General features: G+C 35.6%; 15 protein-coding genes. 8 read left to right on the top strand and 7 right to left on the bottom strand.

The window, feature by feature from the left end; translation table 11 throughout:
- Complete coding sequence (locus LB452_RS06720) at positions 1-1,710, bottom strand: alpha-glucosidase (RefSeq protein ID WP_224460962.1); 1,710 nt, start codon at positions 1,708-1,710, stop codon at positions 1-3.
- A 124-nt stretch (positions 1,711-1,834) separates the two neighbouring features.
- Here LB452_RS06720 and LB452_RS06715 point away from each other — a divergent pair, with 124 nt between their 5' ends.
- Entirely contained in the window at positions 1,835-2,878 is a 1,044-nt protein-coding gene (locus tag LB452_RS06715) for a LacI family DNA-binding transcriptional regulator (protein WP_224460961.1), read from the top strand.
- A gap of 38 nt (positions 2,879-2,916) precedes the next feature.
- Here the strand turns inward: LB452_RS06715 and LB452_RS06710 are convergent, their stop codons facing one another.
- The 3 genes from LB452_RS06710 to LB452_RS06700 form a co-directional block, all read right to left on the bottom strand.
- The gene (locus tag LB452_RS06710) at positions 2,917-4,569 is read right to left on the bottom strand and encodes a solute:sodium symporter family transporter (protein ID WP_224460960.1); all 1,653 of its coding nucleotides are present in this window, start codon (positions 4,567-4,569) and stop codon (positions 2,917-2,919) included.
- Between the two features lie 243 nt (positions 4,570-4,812).
- On the bottom strand, positions 4,813-5,952 hold the full coding sequence (locus LB452_RS06705; RefSeq protein ID WP_224460959.1) for a Gfo/Idh/MocA family protein: 1,140 nt from the start codon (positions 5,950-5,952) through the stop codon (positions 4,813-4,815).
- A gap of 60 nt (positions 5,953-6,012) precedes the next feature.
- Positions 6,013-6,990: a sugar phosphate isomerase/epimerase family protein gene (locus tag LB452_RS06700; RefSeq protein ID WP_224460958.1), complete on the bottom strand. Its 978-nt coding sequence runs from the start codon at positions 6,988-6,990 to the stop codon at positions 6,013-6,015.
- Between the two features lie 215 nt (positions 6,991-7,205).
- Here LB452_RS06700 and LB452_RS06695 point away from each other — a divergent pair, with 215 nt between their 5' ends.
- From LB452_RS06695 to LB452_RS13530, 3 genes are all read left to right on the top strand, one after another.
- On the top strand, positions 7,206-8,930 hold the full coding sequence (locus tag LB452_RS06695) for a GMC oxidoreductase (RefSeq protein ID WP_224460957.1): 1,725 nt from the start codon (positions 7,206-7,208) through the stop codon (positions 8,928-8,930).
- A gap of 10 nt (positions 8,931-8,940) precedes the next feature.
- Positions 8,941-9,543, top strand: coding sequence for a gluconate 2-dehydrogenase subunit 3 family protein (locus LB452_RS06690; RefSeq protein WP_224460956.1), 603 nt, complete (start codon positions 8,941-8,943; stop codon positions 9,541-9,543).
- A 67-nt stretch (positions 9,544-9,610) separates the two neighbouring features.
- Entirely contained in the window at positions 9,611-9,739 is a 129-nt protein-coding gene (locus LB452_RS13530; RefSeq protein ID WP_262902979.1) for a hypothetical protein, read from the top strand.
- Between the two features lie 53 nt (positions 9,740-9,792).
- Here LB452_RS13530 and LB452_RS06685 read toward each other — a convergent pair whose 3' ends face one another.
- Positions 9,793-13,245 (bottom strand): pyruvate carboxylase, encoded by a 3,453-nt coding sequence (locus LB452_RS06685; protein ID WP_224460955.1) that lies wholly within the window; start codon positions 13,243-13,245, stop codon positions 9,793-9,795.
- Positions 13,246-13,415: 170 nt separating this feature from the next.
- On the opposite strand from LB452_RS06685, the gene LB452_RS06680 reads away from it, so the two are divergent.
- The 4 genes from LB452_RS06680 (at position 13,416) to LB452_RS06665 (ending at position 18,989) form a co-directional block, all read left to right on the top strand.
- Positions 13,416-13,784 (top strand): TlpA family protein disulfide reductase, encoded by a 369-nt coding sequence (locus tag LB452_RS06680; RefSeq protein WP_224460954.1) that lies wholly within the window; start codon positions 13,416-13,418, stop codon positions 13,782-13,784.
- Positions 13,785-14,201: 417 nt separating this feature from the next.
- The gene (locus LB452_RS06675) at positions 14,202-17,306 is read left to right on the top strand and encodes a VCBS repeat-containing protein (protein ID WP_224460953.1); all 3,105 of its coding nucleotides are present in this window, start codon (positions 14,202-14,204) and stop codon (positions 17,304-17,306) included.
- A gap of 12 nt (positions 17,307-17,318) precedes the next feature.
- Entirely contained in the window at positions 17,319-18,659 is a 1,341-nt protein-coding gene (locus LB452_RS06670; protein WP_224460952.1) for a vanadium-dependent haloperoxidase, read from the top strand.
- A gap of 69 nt (positions 18,660-18,728) precedes the next feature.
- The gene (locus LB452_RS06665) at positions 18,729-18,989 is read left to right on the top strand and encodes a hypothetical protein (RefSeq protein ID WP_224460951.1); all 261 of its coding nucleotides are present in this window, start codon (positions 18,729-18,731) and stop codon (positions 18,987-18,989) included.
- Between the two features lie 251 nt (positions 18,990-19,240).
- Here the strand turns inward: LB452_RS06665 and LB452_RS13550 are convergent, their stop codons facing one another.
- Entirely contained in the window at positions 19,241-19,588 is a 348-nt protein-coding gene (locus LB452_RS13550; protein ID WP_322966116.1) for a DUF2914 domain-containing protein, read from the bottom strand.
- A gap of 18 nt (positions 19,589-19,606) precedes the next feature.
- On the bottom strand, positions 19,607-20,347 hold the full coding sequence (locus tag LB452_RS06660) for a hypothetical protein (protein ID WP_322966114.1): 741 nt from the start codon (positions 20,345-20,347) through the stop codon (positions 19,607-19,609).
- Positions 20,348-20,400 lie beyond the last annotated feature (53 nt).

Genomic DNA, 20,400 nt, shown 5'->3' with positions numbered 1-20,400 from the left:
TTAATTTGACATATAGACCAAGCTTTGAAATGGTTTTAATGTTATTTTATAGTTATCAATGTTAACAAAGTTATAATTATTTAGGAGTAATTTATAAGTTTTAAGTTTTTTTATTTTATAATCTATAACGATTTCGAGATTTGAAAAACTTAGTATGACAAGCATTTTTTGATCATTTAGCATTTTTTCATACATATAGATGTACTTATTTTGTTTTTCAAATTCTTCGTAGCTACCATAACTAAAAATGTCATAGTCTTTTTTAACAGAAAATAATTTTTTGTAATAATTTAATATAGAGTTCCGATCCTGTGATTGATTTAGAACATTTAAATCAGTAAAATTAGGGTTTAGCTGAAGCCAAGGCTTGATGATTGAAAAGCCTGCAAACTCTGAATTGTCCCACTGCATTGGAGTTCTTGCATTGTCTCTACCTTCATTATTTATCATTTGTAATGCAACTTCAGAAGTAAATTTTTTGGTTTCAAGATTTTCAACATAAAAATTTAAGGCCTGTATGTCATTTACTTTGTCAATATCGTCCAAATGAATGTTGGTCATGCCTATTTCGTCACCTTGATAAATATTGAGTGTCCCGTTTTGTGTAGCCATCATAGTAACTAGCATCTTTGCAGATTCAGTTCTATAGTTTTTATCGTTTCCAAAACGCGAAACCAAGCGAGCAAAATCGTGATTCCCTAATGCATTGGCTATCCACCCTTTATTTTCAAATACGGTTTGCCAATTCCTGAATACCTGCTTAAGCTGTAATAAGTCAAAACTTGTGACCTCTTCATACTTACCATCCAGGATATTATTTTCCAATATATCAAAGTGATAAATCATATCTAGCTCTTTTCTATCTGCACCAACATATAGGTGTGCATTTTCTGGAGTTATGCCTACACCTTCTCCCATAGAAAAAGCATCATAATGTTGCATAACCTGATCATTCATTTCTTTTAGATAATCATGAATTTTAGGGCCGTTGGCATAATGATCTTCAATAATTTTTCTAAATCCAATATTAAGGTCAACATCTTTAAAGCTTAAGTCTTTGGATAATAAGGTGACAACGTCCATTCTAAAACCATCCACTCCTTTGTCAAGCCAAAACCGCATTGCCTTGTATATTTCCTCTCTCACTTTTGGATTTTCCCAATTTAAATCGGGTTGGTATTTTGTAAAAAGGTGTAAATAATATTCACCTGAGGACTCATCTAAAGTCCATGCTGGACCTCCAAAAAAGGAAGGCCAGTTATTGGGCGGCCCGCCATCTGCTTTGGGTTTTTTCCAGATGTAATAATCTCTATACTTATTATCTACAGATGTTTTTGCATTTTTAAACCATTTATGTTCATTGGATGTATGGTTGGGCACCAAATCCAATACAATTTTCAAACCTTTACTGTGAGCTATATCTAATAATTCGTCAAAATCATCCATATTGCCAAACTCTGGCATGATAGCGCAGTAGTCGCTCACATCGTAGCCATTATCTTTATTTGGAGATTCAAAAATCGGACTTATCCAAATTATTTCAATATGCAATGATTTCAAATAATCAAGCTTTTCAATAATTCCCCGTAAATCTCCAATACCATTTCCTGAAGTATCCTTGAAGCTCCTAGGATAAATTTGATAAATTGTGTTTTTTTTATACCATTCTAAAACCATAAACGAGTCAGCTAAAACGATTGAGTTCTTCAAATTAATTATATTTATTTTTATTTTAACAAGTTTAATCAAATGTTTTTTGTTAAAATAACAATACAAACGTTTGTATTAATATATTATTAACATTATACTTGATCAATAATAACCTCATAATATTTTGAATAAAGAAAAACCGACCATTATAAAATTAGAAGACATTGCAAAAGCACTACGTGTTTCTATTTCTACTGTTTCAAGAAGTCTTTCTAACAGTTCACGCGTTAAAGAAGCTACAAGAAAGAAGGTTCGTGAAAAAGCGGATGAACTTGGTTACATCCCAAATCAAATTGCAAAAAGCTTGATTTCTGGAAAAACAGGTGTAATTGGGGTTATCATACCTAGATACGATGAAGCTTTCTTTATTGAAGTCTGCAGAGGAATAGATCACTATGCCAGAAAGCATAATTACCGTATACTAATCAGTTCTTCAAGGAACTCTTCTAGATTTGAAAAAGAAAATATAATGGTTTTTGAAAAGGGAATAGTAGATGGGTTGATTATAAGTTTAACTCATCAAACTAAATCTCAAACTCACTTGCAAAGCATGGCCAACAGAGGCACTCCTTTAGTAGTATTTGATAATATGAATGAAAAAATAGAAGGGGCTATGCATGTTCGCATTGATGATTATAGTGCTGCTTATGAAGCAGTGCAATTCCTTGCTCAAAAAAAATCTGTCCAGACCGTAGGGTTTATAGGAGGTACTATCCTAAAAAGTATTTTTAATAAACGCTACGAAGGCTATAAAGATTCGCTTCTAAGCTCGGACTTCAGTTTGAAAGAAGAGTTCGTGTTCAACTGCAAATCTATGCACCAAGTGCACGAATATCATGAAATCTACAACTTTCTATCAAAACTAAATCAATTCCCTAATGCGTTTTTCTGTTCAACAGATAGTTATGCTCTATTATGTATAAAAGCTTTGTCAAAGTTGGGTAAGAGAGTTCCAGAAGATATCCAAGTTGTTGGTTTTGGTAACTTACATTACAGCCGCCTATTCAATACTGAACTTACAAGTGTTTCTCAGCCTAGTTTTAAAATGGGTGAAAAAGCTGCGGAACTTTTACTTTCCAAAATCATCAAGGGAGCCTATTTGCCTTCAGAAAAGATTGACGAATTGATTCTTCCTACTAAATTAATAATAAGAAACACGACTTGCTAATTCTTCACACATTTAGCTTTAATTGGAAAAAAACACTTTCAATTAAAGATGATATAAGTAGACACAACTAGGACAACAATAGCTATTCCAACAACTGAAGCATACTTCCATTTTTGGATATCCACCGCACCACTCTCTCTCACTATATAAGCCTCCCTATTTGGATAAAGTTTACCTATAATAAGCATAAGTAACATATTTATGACAAACAAAATGGCCATCACATGTAGAAAATGTGGATAAGCTTCTGCCGCTATAACCGAGAGTTCTGCTCCAGAACTTATACCATTTAGTTTAGCTTGTTCAAGTGCATTCTCAGTTAAAATAGGTTTCATTACAAACTGGCTAATGCTATATAATACTACTCCAGAAATCAAGCCTACTTTTGCAGCTATGGCGGGTACTTTTTTGGTTGAGAACCCAATCACCACAATAGACAATATGGGAATTGTATAACAACCATTAGCTTCTTGTAACCAACTAAACAAACCATCGGGGGCGTATTGTATAAACGGAGCTATGCTCATACCCAATATGGCCAAAAACACACCAAATAGTTTTCCAGCCTTCACGGTCTGCTTTTCTGTAGCTTCTTTCTTGATATATTGCCTGTACAAGTCGAAACCGAAAAGTGTTGCAGCTGAGTTTAAGGCAGAATTGAATGAGCTTAAGATAGCTCCAAAAAGAACAGCAGCAAAAAAACCTACAAGGCTTGCCGGGAGGACTTTTTGAACCAAAGCAGGATAAGCCTCATCCGGCGAAGCTAAATTACCTTGAAAAAAATGAAAAGCTATAATGCCTGGAAGCACTACAATTAAGGGTCCTAGAATTTTTACAAAAGCAGCTAATAATAATCCCTTTTGGCCTTCCTTTAAATTTTTGGCGGCAAACACACGCTGAACAATTGCTTGATTGGTTCCCCAGTAAAAAAGTTGAACCAACATCATCCCTGTAAAAATTGTACCAAAAGGAATGCTGCTGTTTATATCTCCTTGAGCATCAAATTTTTCTGGATAGGAAGAGTATATAATCTTGATTCCTTCCAATACATCACTGTCTCCGATCATATACAATCCAAAGAAAGGAATCATAAGCCCACCGATAAATAAACCTATGGCGTTGATTAAGTCGGAAACGGCAACAGCCTTAAGACCTCCAAAAATGGCATAAATCATACCTATAATACCGATACTCCATATGGTAAGCCAGAGCGCGACGTTTTTAGTAATTCCAAGCATTTCCGGGATACCAAAAATGGTACTTAATGCTAAAGAACCAGAATACAAAATACTAGGGAGCAGAACAACTACATAGCCAGACAGGAATAAAATGGTTATGAGTGTTTTTGTGGTTTGGTCAAACCTATTTTCTATAAATTCAGTTATGGTAGTAAGTTCTTTTTTAAGGTACTTAGGCAGCAAAAAAAGAGCTGTGATCACCATCGCTATGGCCGCCAAGGTTTCCCAAGCCATAACCAAAATACCTTCAGTAAAAGCTTGACCGTTTAAGCCAACAATTTGTTCTGTAGATAAATTAGTGAGTAAAAGAGAGCCTGCAATTGTAATTGCAGTAAGGCTTCGCCCACCCAGATAAAAGCCATCTGCTGTGCTTTCATCTGTTTTTCTTGTGGCTAAATAGGCAATAACTGCAACAAGAGCAGTAAAGCCTATAAAAGACAAAAGATCAATCATAATCTTAGTAATAAAGCTAAAAAATGGTTTTATTTCTCAAATAAACATTATTTAATATAATTATTAGCAAAATAAAGAGATATTATTCATGAATACTTAAATTTCTAAATTAAGAAAGCTAATAACCCAACCTTGAACTAAGCTGCCTTTTTGCTTTATCAATATTGAAATTAAAAAAATTGAGATAAAAGTCAGGCTTTATTCTAAATTGACATTTAAGTTATAATTAAGGCTAATAAACAATCACTCGTCTAAGTCCACCCAAATGTTCCCTTTATGATGTGACTGTACGGCTTTTTCTATAAAACTCATTCCTCTTAAACCATCAGTCATACTTGGAAATTCTGATGCATTATAATCTTCTTTAAAAATAGCTTTGGCAACACCATTATAGATATTACCCATAGCGTCAAAAATTCCTTCGGGGTGACCTGGTGGTAACTTGGTACTGCTTAAAGAAAGTTTGCTGTTATAGTCATGGCCTGGCTTTAAAACCTGTAGAGGCTTACCTTCTTCCATAAAATAAAGGTAATTAGGATTTTCCTGTTCCCATTTCAGGCCAGCTTTATCACCATAGATTTTAACAATGAAGCTATTTTCTTCTCCTGTAGCAATTTGGCTTGTACAAACGACCCCCTTCACGCCCTCATTAAGCCGCAGTAAAATTGTAGCATCAACATCCATCTTATTATCATTATAAACAAAATTTAAATCAGACAAGACTGATTTAACTTGGTGACCAGAAACGTATTCCAGCATATTTAAGGCGTGAGTACCAATGTCTGCTACACAACAACTGATACCAGATTGATTGGGGTCCAGTCGCCAAACGGATGAACGTTGTTCTGAATCATGAATAACTGGATTGATCCATCCCTGATAATATTGAGCATCTACTTTTTGTATTTTACCTAACGCTCCACTTATTACCATTTCACGCATTTGCCTTACCATGGGGTACCCAGTGTAGGTGTATGTAACAGCAAATATACTTTTGGTTTTTTGAAGGCTACGGTTTAAGATTTTAGCCTCCTCATAGGTAGTAGTCATAGGCTTTTCGCAAATCACACTAAAACCACTATCTATAAGCAATTTAGCCATATGAAAATGTAAAAAATTGGGAGTTAAGACTGAAACTACCTGCATCCGCTCATTTTCAGGAAGTTTAAGCTCACTTATAATCAGGTCTTCTATGTTCTCATAGACACGCTGGCTAGACAAACCTATTGATTTTGCAAAACGAATACTATCTTCATGATTTGAGCTAAATACCCCACCTACTAGCTTGTATTGATCAAACATACTGGAAGCGATGCGATGAAGACCTCCTATTAAAGAGTTTTCACCACCTCCAAGAATACCAAATTTTATTTTATTGGACATGGATTTGAAATAATTTTCAGTTGATAGCTTTATTTAGATAATTACAAACTAAAGATTTTTCTATTTTAATTCTTCTGCAGATTTCAAAAGCAAGTTTTTAATCGCCTCTATTCCTTCTTTTTCAGATAACCTATCACCTTCATATTCAACTCCTATAAAGCTTGTATAACCAGATTCTTTTACCAATTTCATAATTCGAGGAAAATCTAATGTCGTTTCATTACCATCTTCATCAAAATCATAAGCTTTGGCACTTACAGCTTTAGCTTTTGTCAACATTAATTCCATGCCTTGGTATTTGTCTGGATACTCTTCAATACATTCTCCCCAAGTAGAGCCTTCCTTTCGTTTCACACACCAGTTGCCAAAATCTGGCAGCGTGCCACAGTTTTCCATATCTACCATATCTATAGCTTCCAACAGTAAAGGAGCATCAGAAGATAACCAACCATGATTTTCACAAAGCACATTGATGTTTTTGGTAGCAGCATATTCAGAAAGCTTACGTAATCCATCCACAACAGAAGGCAACCACTCATTTGGCTCATTGGAGCCGAAAGTATTTACACGTATGGAATGACAGCCTAACTTTTGTGCTGCATTTATCCATTTTTTATGATTTTCTACTGCGAGGTCCCGTTCTGCTTCGTCTGGGCTAGCAAGATCGCCTTCACCGTCCACCATGATGAGTACATTTTGCATATCATGCTTCTCACTTAAAGTTTTTAAAGAGTCTATGACGTTATCAAAGCCTAAATCTTCAATTTGTTGAGCATATATGTGGTTAACATATTCCAAACCTTCAAACCCCATATCTTTAGAAATTTGAGCAAACCTGAAGGGATCCTCCCCTTTATCATTAAAGGTTCTATGCAATGACCACTGTGCTAAAGATAATTTAAAAAAGGGGTCGCTTTCAATAACACCCTGAGTTGGTTCTGTATCGTTTTCAGCATTTTGCTTGGATTCTTTGCATGATATTAAACTAATGAAGAGAATCAATTGTAAAATGAATAAGGGTTTAAGTAATTTTTTCATTATTATTTATTTAAAAATAGTTAATTATTTAAATCTGAGTAATTGAATAATTCCAAAAATCGCAAATTATATTTATAAACTTACACTAATATCTAATTAATTAGAAGGAAGTCAAGAAATGCAGTATTTTGAGTAGTGTATTTAATTGAAAAGCGTAATTTTATTTCAAATTTTTAAAAAATTTATATCACATAAGATTTTTTACACGATGGTATATGCTTAACGAAAAAAACGATGTTTCAACTGAAAGTTACGATGCTATAGTTGTTGGAACTGGAATTTCTGGTGGATGGGCTGCTAAAGAGCTTTGCGAAAAAGGCTTAAGAACGTTGGTTCTTGAAAGAGGTCGAGATGTTAAACATGTAGTGGATTACCCTACAGCTCATATGGACGATTGGGATTTCCCAAACGGAATAGAGGCAACTCAACACACCAAAACGAGAAAATTTAAACAGCACCGCACTGGTTATACTACCAAAGAACCGCACCAACATTTTTTTGTAGATGACATCAAGCATCCTTATAACGAAAAGAGACGTTTCGATTGGATACGTGGATACCATGTAGGGGGGAGGTCTCTAATGTGGGGACGCCAAAGCTATAGGTTGAGCGATATCGACTTCGAGGCCAACTATAAAGAAGGTATAGGTGTAGACTGGCCTGTACGGTATAAAGATATTGCACCTTGGTACGATAAAGTAGAAGAGTTTATTGGAGTGAGTGGAGAGAATCTGGGTTTACCTCAACTGCCAGATCAAAAACTACTCAAACCGATGAATCTCAATTGTGTTGAAGAGCATTTGAAATTAAAACTGCAAGAACAATTTGATGATGGTCGCTTACTCACGATAGGAAGAACAGCTCATATTACTGAAGGGACTAAGCCGGGTTTGGGTCGTGTAGAATGCCAATACAGAGATAGATGTATGCGTGGTTGTCCTTATGGAGCTTATTTCAGCAGCAATTCATCTACACTTCCAACGGCTAGTGCTACAGGTCTTATGACGCTAAGACCACATTCAATTGTGTACGAAATTATTTATGATGAAGCTTTAGAAAAAGCCACAGGGGTTAGAATTATAGATGCGGAAACTAAAGAAAAGATTGAGTACAAAGCAAAGGTCATCTTCCTATGTGCTTCTGCCATGGCTTCAAACTCGATTTTACTTCAATCCAAATCCAAGCGTTTTCCTAATGGTCTTGGTAATGACTATGACCAAGTGGGCCGTCAATTGATGGATCACCACTTTTGGGTTGGGGCTACTGCGATTGCAGAAGGTTTTGAAGATAAGTACTACAAAGGTAGACGTGCCAACGGTTTATACATACCAAGATTTAGAAATTTAGGTGGAAATACAAATACTAAAGACTTTGTAAGAGGTTATGGTTACCAAGGTGGCGCTACTCGATCAAGCATTTCTGAAATGGTTGCAGAATTAAAGTATGGCCCAAAATTAAAAGAAGCTATTTTATCCCCTGGACAGTGGAACATAAATTTATTGGCATTTGGTGAAACCCTGCCTAATAGCAATAACCGTATGTATTTAAACTATGAGAAAACAGACGAATGGGGCTTACCTACGATTACCTTTGACGCCGACTTTGGAGAAAACGAACTAGCTATGAGGAAGGACATGAAACTACAGGCCATGAAGATGCTTAAAGCTGCTGGGTTTAAAAATGTAAAGGGCTACGACATAAAAGACAGAAGAGCTATGGGCTTAGGAATTCATGAGATGGGTGGTGCCAGAATGGGAAAAGACCCAAAAACATCTGTTTTAAATAAACATAATCAAGTACATGCTTGTAAAAACGTTTATGTAACAGATGGAGCTTTCATGGCTTCTTCTGGCTGCCAAAACCCTTCCTTAACTTATATGGCTTTTACAGCAAGAGCAGCTCATAATGCAGCAAAACAACTCGATAAAAAACTGATTTAAGAATTAAGCTATGAAACGAAGAACCGCTCTTAGGCAGATTGCTTACGCTACAGGATTTGTGGTAGCTACGCCTACAGTTTTGAGTCTACTAAATAGCTGTACAGCTTCTGAAAAACAATGGTTACCAAAGATATTATCTTCTCAAGAAAGTAAGCTGCTCAATAAATTAGTAGACGTCTATTTACCCAAAACAGAACAACTCCCATCAGCTATAGAGTTGAATGTGCCCCAGTTTATAGATAGTTATGTTGATAAAATCTACAACCCTGACGATCAAAAGCATTTCAAAAGTGCTTTTGCTACCATGCAAGAGCAACTTAAAGTGTACGCTGACCTGCAAGTGAATCAAATACATGAAAAACACATAGAAAAGTTTTTGGACCAATACCTCAAATTAAAAGGCGAAAAAGATCAAGAGCGCTTGGAAAACCCAGATTTTGAAGGCTTGACTACTTCTGAACTTTTGAATACATTAAAGTCGCTATCTATTAAAGCGTACTTGACTACTGAAAAAATAGGAGAGGAAGTTCTAGCTTATGATCCTATACCAGGGGCTTATTATTGCGGGGATTTAAACGAAATGACTGGCGGTAGATCATGGTCTTTGAGCTAAAGCTACTCGAATTGAAACATTTTAAAGCAGATTTTTGATATTATCTGATGATTAAAAAAATATCTCTATGATTTCGCTACTATACCCTAAAACAGTAAAGCTTTTTTACAGGTATACACTTCCTGTTTCTGCCACGGCTATGTGGAATAACCTTCAGGAATACGGAGCACTTCAAGTTGCTGTAAAGCTTTTTTAAAAGCAAAAAACCCTTTTAAATAAAAGGGCTTTTTGTGTCTATTGCTTTAAGGATTATTTCAGTTTAACCACTAAATCATCAGCATAAACCATGATTCCTGGTTTTAATACAACTTCACTTACTTCACCTTCTACATTAGCAGTAACGGTAGTTTCCATTTTCATAGCTTCAATGATAAATAAAGGTTGATTTTTCTTCACCTTATCGCCTTTTTTGACCAAAATATCTGTAAGAGAACCTTGTAGTGGAGCTCCTATTTGCTTATCTTCAGATTTGTCTGCTTTTACATGAGAAACTTTATCCACTTTTACACTTTCATTTCTCACCTGTATATTTCGCGTTTGACCATTTACCTTAAAGAAAACTGTAGCCATACCACTATCATCTGTTCTTCCTACAGACACTAGTGTAATGAGCAATGTCTTTCCTCTATCAAGTTCTACAACAATTTCCTCTCCAGGATCCATTCCGTAGAAAAAATTCTTAGTTGGAATGTTAAAAACACTTCCATATTTAAGGTGATGGTTATAGGCCTCTGTAAATACCTTGGGATAAAGTTTGTAAGACAAGAAATCTGTGAATTCCAATTCTCTATCCATATCATCAGAAAACATTGTTTGAAATTCCTTGAATTCCTTTTCAAAATCAACCGGCTCCAAGTGAGCGTTTGGTCTATCTGTATAAGGTTTTTCTCCTTTTAAAATGATCTTTTGAATCTTCTCTGGAAAACCTCCAACTGGCTGACCCAGATCGCCTTTGAAGAAGCTTACAACAGACTGTGGAAAAGATAAGTTTTCTCCATCTTCCAAAACATCTTCTATCGTTAGATTATTACTTACCAGATATTGGGCCATATCGCCAACCACTTTAGAACTTGGCGTTACCTTTATGATATCTCCAAAAAGTTGATTCACTTTGGCATACATGTCTGTGATTTCATGAAATCTATCGGCAAGACCCAAAGACTCCGCCTGTGGTTTCAGGTTGGAATACTGTCCGCCAGGTATTTCATGAGTATACACTTCCCCCGTTCCAGATTTCAATCCAGATTCAAATGGGTAATAGTATGTTCTCACCTGCTCCCAATAGATAGAGTATTCGTTTAATCTTTCATTATTAAGCTTGTTTTCCCTTGGATGGTATTTTAATACTTCTACCAGGGAATTGAAGTTGGGTTGAGAGGTCAATCCCGATAATCCCCCGAGGGCAACATCTACCACATCTACTCCAGCTTCAATAGCATTTAAGTAAGTCGAAGCCTGCATAGAAGAGGTATCGTGTGTGTGTAAATGAATAGGTAGTTTCACTTCAGATTTCAAGGCTGAAACCAGTTCTGTAGCTGCATTGGGTTTCAAAAGACCTGCCATGTCTTTAATAGCAATGATATGCGCTCCTGCGTTTTCAAGATCTTTGGCTAACTGAAGGTAGTACTTTAAAGTGTATTTGGTGCGATTGGGATCCATGATATCGCCAGTATAGCACATTGAAGCCTCAGCCAAACCACTGGTATTCTTTCTTACATATTCTATACAGGGTGCAATAGATTTCATCCAGTTTTGAGAATCAAAAATTCTGAATATATCAATACCGCTGTTCCAGGATTCAGTCACAAAACGTTCGATCAAATTATCTGGGTAAGCGGTGTACCCAACTCCATTGGAACCTCGAAGCAGCATTTGCAATAAAATATTAGGCATGGCTTTCCTCAACAGCTTGAGTCGTTCCCATGGGTTTTCTTTCAGAAATCGCATACAAACGTCGAAAGTCGCTCCTCCCCAAACTTCCATACTAAAAACTTCTGGATGAGATTTCGCAAAATTTTCTGCGACTTTCTGCATATCATACGTCCTCATTCTTGTAGCTAGAAGACTCTGGTGCCCATCACGCATCGTCGTATCGGTAAAATGAATTTTCTTCTCATTCGTCAACCACTTCGAAAATTCTTCTGGTCCCAATTCTGTCAGCAGGTCTTTCGTTCCTTTTTGATAAGGCGTTTGAGATGAAACTTTAGGAACTTCAGGCTTTAAAAAGTTTGGATTCTTGATAGTATTTTTTACATCTGGATTTCCGTTTACGGTCACATCCCCAAGGAAGTTAACCATTTTTGTCGCACGGTTTCTTGGTTCTTTGATATCGAAAAGCTCAGGTGTATTCTTAATATAATTTACAGTAACCCGGCCTTCACGGAAGGTCGCATCCTTTAGAATATTATCTAGAAAGGCCATGTTGGTTTTCACGCCACGCACTCTAAATTCTGCCAAAGCACGACGCATTTTCTTACAAGCATCATCCAAAGTTCTGCTGCTGGCAGACACCTTCACAAGCATGGAATCAAAAAACGGAGAAATCTTCACTCCCTGGTAAACACTACCCGCATCGAGGCGAATTCCAAATCCTGATGCGCTTCTGTAAGTTGTTATGATTCCGTAATCGGGTTTAAAGTCATTTTTAGGATCTTCAGTAGTAATTCTACATTGTACAGCATATCCATTTACTGAAACCGATTCCTGGTTAGGAAGTTTTATTTCTTCATCTGATAGCTTAAAATTATCCGCAATGTAAAGTTGGGTTTTTATCAGATCTATCCCCGTCACAACTTCAGTCACGGTGTGCTCTACCTGCACTCGAGGGTTTACTTCAATAAAATAAATACTGCCATCATCGTCCACAAGAAATTCTACAGTACCTATGTTATTGTAGTTTACTGCCTTACATATTTTGACAGCATACTTATAAAGATTGTTTTTTACCGTTTCATCCAAATCTTTAGACGGTGCAAATTCAATTACTTTTTGATAGCGGCGTTGCACCGAGCAATCCCTTTCAAAAAGATGAAGAATATTTCCATGATTGTCGGCGACAATTTGGATTTCAATATGCTTGGGGTTTTCTATGAATTTTTCAAGAAAAACAGTTTCATCACCAAAGGCATTTTTGGCTTCCCGCCTGGATTCACTGTAAGCATTCTCCAACTCGTCCATGCTTCTAAGCACTCGCATTCCACGACCACCTCCACCTGAAGCTGCTTTTAGCATCAGTGGAAAACCAATTCTCTCTGCTTCTTTTGTTGCAATCTCCAAAGAGGTCAGGTCCTCTTTATTACTTTCTATAATGGGAACATCATTGGCAATAGCGACTTTTTTCGCAGTCACTTTATCTCCCAGTGATTTTAAAACATCGACTTTAGGACCTACAAAAACAATATCATTGTCCTCACACGCTTGAGCGAATTTTGCATTTTCAGAAAGAAAACCATACCCAGGATGGATGGCATCCACACCGTTTTCTTTGGCTACACGGATGATTTCATCGATGTCCAAATAAGGTTTTAAAGGTTCTTTATCGTCTCCTACCTGGTAAGATTCGTCTGCTTTATATCTGTGTAAAGAATATCGGTCTTCGTAAGTGTAAACACCAACAGTCCTTATACCTATTTCTGTACAAGCCCGGAAAATCCTGATAGCGATTTCTCCTCTATTGGCAACTAAAACTTTTTTGATGTTCATTATAATTGAGTTTATATTGAATTAAATATGGTCGGCCTTAAAGTTATTAAATAATTTAGTCAATTCGTAAATTTGATATGATTTAAAGCTTACTGAAAATAGATCTTAAAACAAATATGGACATACTGCTGAAAAGCCTAAAAGGCGAAAACCTGACTTTAAAAAATTTAATGAAAAAGAAAAAAGTGAATCTCCTCCTTTTTTATAATACTTATTGTTTGGGCTGTACAGGGAGGGCTATTCCGTTTGCGTATGAGTTGACCAGGGATTTCCCTGAACTAAATTTAATTGTCATACACACCAATTTTGGTAATCAAACTTTTACTGAAAACGAAATTCTTGATATTTTCACTACTAAAACTTCTCCTTTCGATATTTATATAGATCCTGATGCAGAAGCTTACAATCATTTTAAATGTGAGGGCACTCCCCATTGGATTGTTTTGGATCAAAACCTAGATCTCTACAGAAGTATTTTTGGCTCTCAGGATCAATCTCAAAACAGACTCTTTTACGCTTTAGAATCTTTAAAAAATTAGGATATATTTTAGTTTTAAACATAGGTTCAAAATATTGCATTCCAAAACTTTAAAAACCACTCAACTGTATTTTTCTTATCATAAAACTCTAAAACTTCGGCATCATATCATTTAAATAGAAGTAATTAACAATTATAAAATATGAAAAATCAAACTTTTAGTTTCATTTTTAAATTTATAATCAGACAAGAGATTTTAATTTCTATAGAATTGATTAACATAAAATTAGTCCCAGCCACTTGCTTTAAAGATATTTATTCATAATTTTGTCTTAAAAATTGAAATATCATTAAGACAAGAATTAACTCAATATTATTATTCTCCATTATCGCTTTTTGGAGTTGTACAAATACATCCAATGATGACTTTTTATTTCAAGAAGTTCCGCTAGAGAGAAGCCATGTCGACTTCAGTAATATGGTTGCTGAAGATGCTGAGCACAGTATTATCAACTATATTTATTATTACAACGGAGGCGGAGTCGCTGCTGGTGATGTAAATGGCAATGGCTTACCAGACTTGTTTTTTGTGGCCAACACAGGAGAAAACAAGTTATATCTCAACAAGGGGAATTTAGAATTTGAAGATGTCTCCGAAAAGGCAAAAATTGAAAGTAAATCAAGCTGGAATACAGGCGTAACCATGGTAGACATCAACAATGATGGCTTACTTGACATTTATGTTTGTGCAGTTTCAGGATTACTTGACTTCACTGGACACAATGAGCTATTCATCAATAATGGTGATGGCACTTTTACAGAAGACTCCAAATCCTATGGGTTGGATTTTAAAGGTTATTCAACACAAGCTTATTTTTTCGATTACGACAAGGATGGAGATTTGGATGCTTATATCGTGAATCATGCTGTTCACACCAATTTGTCACATGGCAGAGCAGAATTAAGAAATGAGAGAGTGCCGAATGTTGGTGATGTTTTACTCAGAAACGACAATGGTAAATTTGTTGACGTAAGCGAATCTGCCAATATTTTTGGAGGCGTGAATGGCTATGGCCTAAGTGCTAGCATAGCGGATTTCAATAATGATGGCTGGGATGATATCTATGTATGTAACGATTTTCATGAAGACGATTATTACTATATCAATAACCAAGATGGGACATTCACTGAAAGTCTCAGTAAAGCTTTTACAACCATTAGTAGATTTTCTATGGGAAGTGATGCTGCCGATATTAACGGTAATGGTTATCAGGATTTGATGACTTTGGACATGCTTCCAAAAGAAGAACGACTATTAAAGGAAACCGAAGGTGATGATGCTATGTTCAACATGCAGGCACATCTCAAAAAATTAGGCTACAAAGATCAGTTTTCAAGAAATATGCTTCAGTTTAATCAAAAAGGAGAATATTTCATAGAGACTGCTCTACTTCATGAAGTTGCTGATACGGATTGGAGCTGGGCGCCTTTGTTTGCAGATTTTAATAATGATACACATCAGGATTTATTTATTTCAAACGGCATTTTGCGCAGGCCAAATAGTTTGGATTTTAAAAAATATGTTTCAAGCGCTTTCAAAGGAAGGAATGAAAACGAAGGCTTGAAGTGGCTCTACAATTCTATTGATAAAATGCCGAGCGGTATTGTAGCCAATGAGATTTTTGAAGGTAATTCTGAAACTTTCAATAATCAGACTGGAAACTGGATCAAAAATGAACCCCTTCTGTCCAATGGTGCTATTTATGTTGACCTAGACTTGGATGGCGACTTGGATTTGGTGACAAATAATTTTAACCAGAGAGCCTCTATTTTTGAAAACACGACTGATAAAAATGCAAATTACCTCAACATAAAACTGAATTATACATCAGGAAATAAAGAAGGAATTGGTGCAAAAGCCATGGTTTATAGCAATGACAAAACTCAACTCAAGCAGTTATTTAAATCGAGAGGATTTTTATCCTCAATTGAAGCTAAGTTACATTTTGGACTTGGCAAAGCTATGGAAGTTGACTCTATTAAAGTCATCTGGCCTAATAATGAAATTCAGACAATTGTAAAACCTGAATTTAATGCAACCCTAGTTGTTGATTACAACGAAAGTGGAAAATTTTATGATTATTCTAAAGGAGAAGAAAAGAGTGACATTTTCAAAAAAGTAGATCTTATCAATTTTACTCATAAAGAGGATAATTATAATGATTTTGCCGAGGAGAAACTCATTCCTTACAAAGTATCTACACTGGGTCCTGCTATTGCCATAGGTGATGTCAATAATAATGGCTTTGAGGATGTTTTTATTGGAAATGCATCAGGAAGATCTGCGCAACTCTTTCAAAATACCGGCATGAATTTTGAAATCTCAGATCAGCCGGTATTTAATGATGATGCAAGCTTTGAAGACAATTCAGCCATATTTATTGACGTAGATAATGACGGAGATTTAGACTTGTATGTAGCATCTGGCGCTAATAAGGGCTCCAAGTTTAAAGAAGATCGTTTATACTTAAATGATAACGGCAGCTTTACAAAGTCGTCGGGCCGTATCCCTAAAGATTCTTCTATTACTTCAACAGTAATTGCTTACGATTATGACGGCGATGGTGATCAAGATTTATTTGTTGGTAATTATTCTGAGTTAGGGAATTTCGGGTTAATGGTAGATTCTTACATTTTAATTAATGATGGAACTGGACATTTTTTCAAAGATGAAAATTTTCATCTAAAATCTAAAGTCACAGATGCAAAATGGCATGATGTAAATGATGACCGAGTAAAAGACCTGGTTATCACCACTGAATGGGATCGTCCTTACATCTTCATAAATAACGGAGGTGAGCTAAAAGAAATGGAACTTCCTAATAAGCTAAACGGCTTATGGCAAACGGTAGCATTTTATGATATCAATAACGACGGGAATGAAGATATTTTGTTTGGAAACTGGGGATTAAACACAAAATTCAATCTCAATTTTGATGGTCCTTTAATGATGTATCATTCAGATTTCGACAAGAATGGAGTTGATGAAGTAATTTTAGCCTACAATAGTGATGGTGAATACTATCCTTTAAATACAAAAGATGAGCTTGCTTCTCAAATGAATGTGATGAGCAAGAGGTTTCTAGATCATAAAAGTATGGCTGGGAAAAACATTGAAGAAGTTATGACTAGTGGCTCATTAAAAGAAGCAGAAAAATATAAAGTTGAAACCCTTGCTTCTGGTTATCTATTAAATAAAAATGGGAAGTATAATGAATTTATTCCATTTTCAAATGACTTTCAATTAGCCCCTATAACAAGCTTTTCTATTTTAGAGCTTAATAATGAAGATCGATTATTGATTGGAGGCAACTCTTTAAGAGTAAATACTTATCACGGTGCTTATACCGCATTAAAAGGCCTTTTGGTGAAAGATATAAACGACTATAAATTTGTTTCTGATCTAGGCATGAAACCATTCAACGAACAAATAAAAGAAATTAAAAATCTAAAAATGAAGAATTCTAAATTGCTACTTGTAGTGCCAAATGATAGCAATATAGAGTGTTATTCATTTAAATAAGAAATATAAAAAATGAGGATAAAACTCTTGAGCCTTTTTTTGATAATAACTTGCTGTCTTACTTCTTGTAAGCAAGAGAGCAAAGCTATCGAGATTCAAAGAAAGGATTATCACGATGCAATTGATAAGCTTACAGAAATAATGGTGCACGATATCTTTTCACCACCTGTAGCTAGTAGGCTATATGTATACCCAAATATTGCAGCTTATGAAACTCTCAATCAAAATAGTAAAGATTACCTATCACTTGTTTCACAACTAAATGGCTTAGAAACTCTTACTCAATCGGCTGAAACAAACAAGGTAAATCTAAAACTTGCAGCTTTGATTGCTCATTTAAACGTTTCTAAAGAATTAGTTTTTTCCAAAGAAATGATCACTACCTACAGAGATAGTCTTTACAAGACCTGGGAAAAAAGAAATTCAAAAGAGTTTGAAATTGCGAAAGACTATGGTTTAGAAATTTCAGATCAGATCATCGAATGGATGAATAAAGATGGATATAGTGAAACGCGAACAATGTCAGATTATAATATTTATTCAGATGATCCTTCCGTATGGCAACCTACTCCGCCTGCTTACATGAAAGGAATTGAACCGCATTGGGATAAATTAAGGCCTTTTGTATTAGACTCCGCTTCTCAATTTAAACCTAACAAGCACCCAGAGTTTTCATTGAAACCGAATAGTCAATTTCATAATGAACTCATGGCTGTTTATAAAGTGAATAATGAAATCAGAGAAAAAGGAAATGATAGCGAGGAAATTGCTATTGCTCGTTTTTGGGATTGCAACCCCTTCGTTTCCGTTAATAAAGGTCACTTCATGTTTGCCGAAAAAAAGATAACACCTGGAGCGCATTGGATTGGCATTTGTAAAATTGCGAATGAAATTACCGAAGCAGATTTTGAAAAAACAGTCTTTGCTCAAACCAAAACTTCTATCGCAATTGCTGATGCATTTATAAGCTGTTGGGATGAAAAATACAGGAGTAATCTTGTAAGACCAGAAACGCTTATCAATAAATATATCGATCCCGAGTGGCTACCAATATTACAAACACCTCCGTTTCCAGAATATACAAGTGGGCATTCTGTAGTTTCTAATGCTTCTGCAGAAATTCTCACCTCAATTTATGGCGATGATTTTGAATTTTTAGACTCCACTGAATTGCCTTATGGTCTACCGTCCAGATCATTTAAGTCTTTCCAAGCTGCTGCAGATGAGGCTGTCGTTAGTAGATTTTATGGAGGAATCCATTATGAATCTGCCATTTATGAAGGAAAAAAGCAAGGAGAATTAATAGGTGAATTTGTAGATAAAAACATTCAGTTCTTAAAGCCTAGAGAATAAGAAGGCTAGCATTTTTGGCTTTCAAGACCAATCTCAAAACAAACTCTTTTACGCTTTAAAAATTAATTCATGAAGTATTTTATATTTTCAATAGTTATGGTTTTTACCGTTTCAACTCAAGCCCAAAACCTGGCAGGAGCTCAAGTTTCTTTCGACTCAGATAGAGATAATACTGGAATTGGTTTCAAAGGCGTGTTTGGACTTTCCAATTCATTATCGTTTTCGCCAGATATCAACTACTTTTTTGGAAGTGGAAATTTTGCTACAGTCAATATACTGACTTACAACTGGGCCTGGCTCAAGGGAATAATCTTAAATTCTATGGGTTAGGCGGTTTGCACTTCGGAGCTTTTAGAAGTCGAATAAGTACAAGTAGTTTCATTGCTTTTAATAGAAACGCAGAAGTGAATTTGGGGGTAAATCTTGGACTTGGAGCTCAACTGTTTACCAAAAACAATTTTAGATTGTTTGCTGAAGGAAAATATATTGTATCAGATCTACACAGGTTTGTACTTTCTATTGGAATGCTATTCAATTTGTAATTGATAAAGTGATAGAGAAGTTAGTCGTGCTCTTTAGTTTCAAAATGATTTTTCAATGATTTTAAAAGGATGAGAATCTGAAACATTTACAACTTCAAAATCCACAATCCCAATGACCAATTCTTCTTCCGTGATTACCTTTACTTTCCACTGTCCTTCCATCAGATTGCTTTTGTAAGTGTAACCGCGGAAACCCCGTCCTCGTCCACCAGTAATCTCAAAATTTATATCCTCTGTGACTTCCCAGCTTTCAGTTTTGGGATTGTACCATTGCCAGCGGTGGGAAACTGATTTTGTTAGGTGAGTGGGGGCAAAAATTGAGGTGAAGACGTAAACAGGTTCTTCTGCTACTCGATGAAAGTTGATGTGGTGTGGACGCCAGAACACATACCATTCATCCTTTTCTTAAGTAACCGTATAATCACCGTTTCTTTTTTCGACATGGTGAGCTACCAGTCCCGTTTCCATAGCAAGCGGCACAGGCGGGATGAGGCTAAAATAATAAAACACATTGAACCCTACGTAAATACTTAGAATCATACCGATCAATTTTTTCAAATTGACCTCTGCTTTAGTGCTTGGACTTGAGTTGTAAATAAAAATCATAAGCGACAGCGTACTCACCAATCCAGAAACGAAGAAGATAAAAGTGTTCATCTCCTTTATCAACATGGGAATCATAAAGGCAAAAAAAGTGAAGCTTATAAAGAAATAGACGCCAAACAGAAGGTACTTGTTTGAGATGCGCTTCTTCAATAGTTCATTGGCGAATAAAAGTAGAACCAATAAAATAAAGAAGGAAATGGTTTTTAACATGGACACACTTCTAAAGAAATAAATCACAAAAGCACTGGAAAGCCCTCCAAAAGAAAATTGTATTGCCAAAGGAATGTAAGCTGCATATTTTCCTAAATATCGACTTATCCCATTTTCATCTTCTGCTACATTAAATAAATAAAGCATAATGGATAAAGATGACATGTGGAGACAAAGCACCAACGTATCGTAAGTGCGATCAATTCTTCCAAGCGTTAATGTATCAAATATAAATCCCCCGATAAAAAACAGTATAGGAGCGTACCTTTGATGACGTACCAAAACCTTATTAAATGCAGAGTTTTTATATCTGTATAAAACTTTATTCATAATATATTAAGAAATGTCAAATGTAAAGGAATATAATTTGAGAAAATGACTTG

The organism is Psychroflexus longus (genome assembly GCF_020164595.1).
Lineage (GTDB): Bacteria > Bacteroidota > Bacteroidia > Flavobacteriales > Flavobacteriaceae > Psychroflexus > Psychroflexus longus.
Note: the sequence above shows the minus strand (reverse complement) of the source record. Positions and strands in the feature narration are given on the sequence as shown.

Coding starts and splice junctions, on each gene's coding strand:
- LB452_RS06710 (WP_224460960.1), bottom strand. CDS start 4,569: ATGATTGATCTTTTGTCTTTTATAGGCTTTACTGCTCTTGTTGCAGTT.
- LB452_RS06665 (WP_224460951.1), top strand. CDS start 18,729: ATGAAGTATTTTATATTTTCAATAGTTATGGTTTTTACCGTTTCAACT.
- LB452_RS06670 (WP_224460952.1), top strand. CDS start 17,319: ATGAGGATAAAACTCTTGAGCCTTTTTTTGATAATAACTTGCTGTCTT.
- LB452_RS13530 (WP_262902979.1), top strand. CDS start 9,611: ATGATTTCGCTACTATACCCTAAAACAGTAAAGCTTTTTTACAGGTAT.
- LB452_RS06695 (WP_224460957.1), top strand. CDS start 7,206: ATGCTTAACGAAAAAAACGATGTTTCAACTGAAAGTTACGATGCTATA.
- LB452_RS06705 (WP_224460959.1), bottom strand. CDS start 5,952: ATGTCCAATAAAATAAAATTTGGTATTCTTGGAGGTGGTGAAAACTCT.
- LB452_RS06690 (WP_224460956.1), top strand. CDS start 8,941: ATGAAACGAAGAACCGCTCTTAGGCAGATTGCTTACGCTACAGGATTT.
- LB452_RS06675 (WP_224460953.1), top strand. CDS start 14,202: ATGGTTGCTGAAGATGCTGAGCACAGTATTATCAACTATATTTATTAT.
- LB452_RS06685 (WP_224460955.1), bottom strand. CDS start 13,245: ATGAACATCAAAAAAGTTTTAGTTGCCAATAGAGGAGAAATCGCTATC.
- LB452_RS06680 (WP_224460954.1), top strand. CDS start 13,416: ATGAAAAAGAAAAAAGTGAATCTCCTCCTTTTTTATAATACTTATTGT.
- LB452_RS06700 (WP_224460958.1), bottom strand. CDS start 6,990: ATGAAAAAATTACTTAAACCCTTATTCATTTTACAATTGATTCTCTTC.
- LB452_RS06660 (WP_322966114.1), bottom strand. CDS start 20,347: ATGAATAAAGTTTTATACAGATATAAAAACTCTGCATTTAATAAGGTT.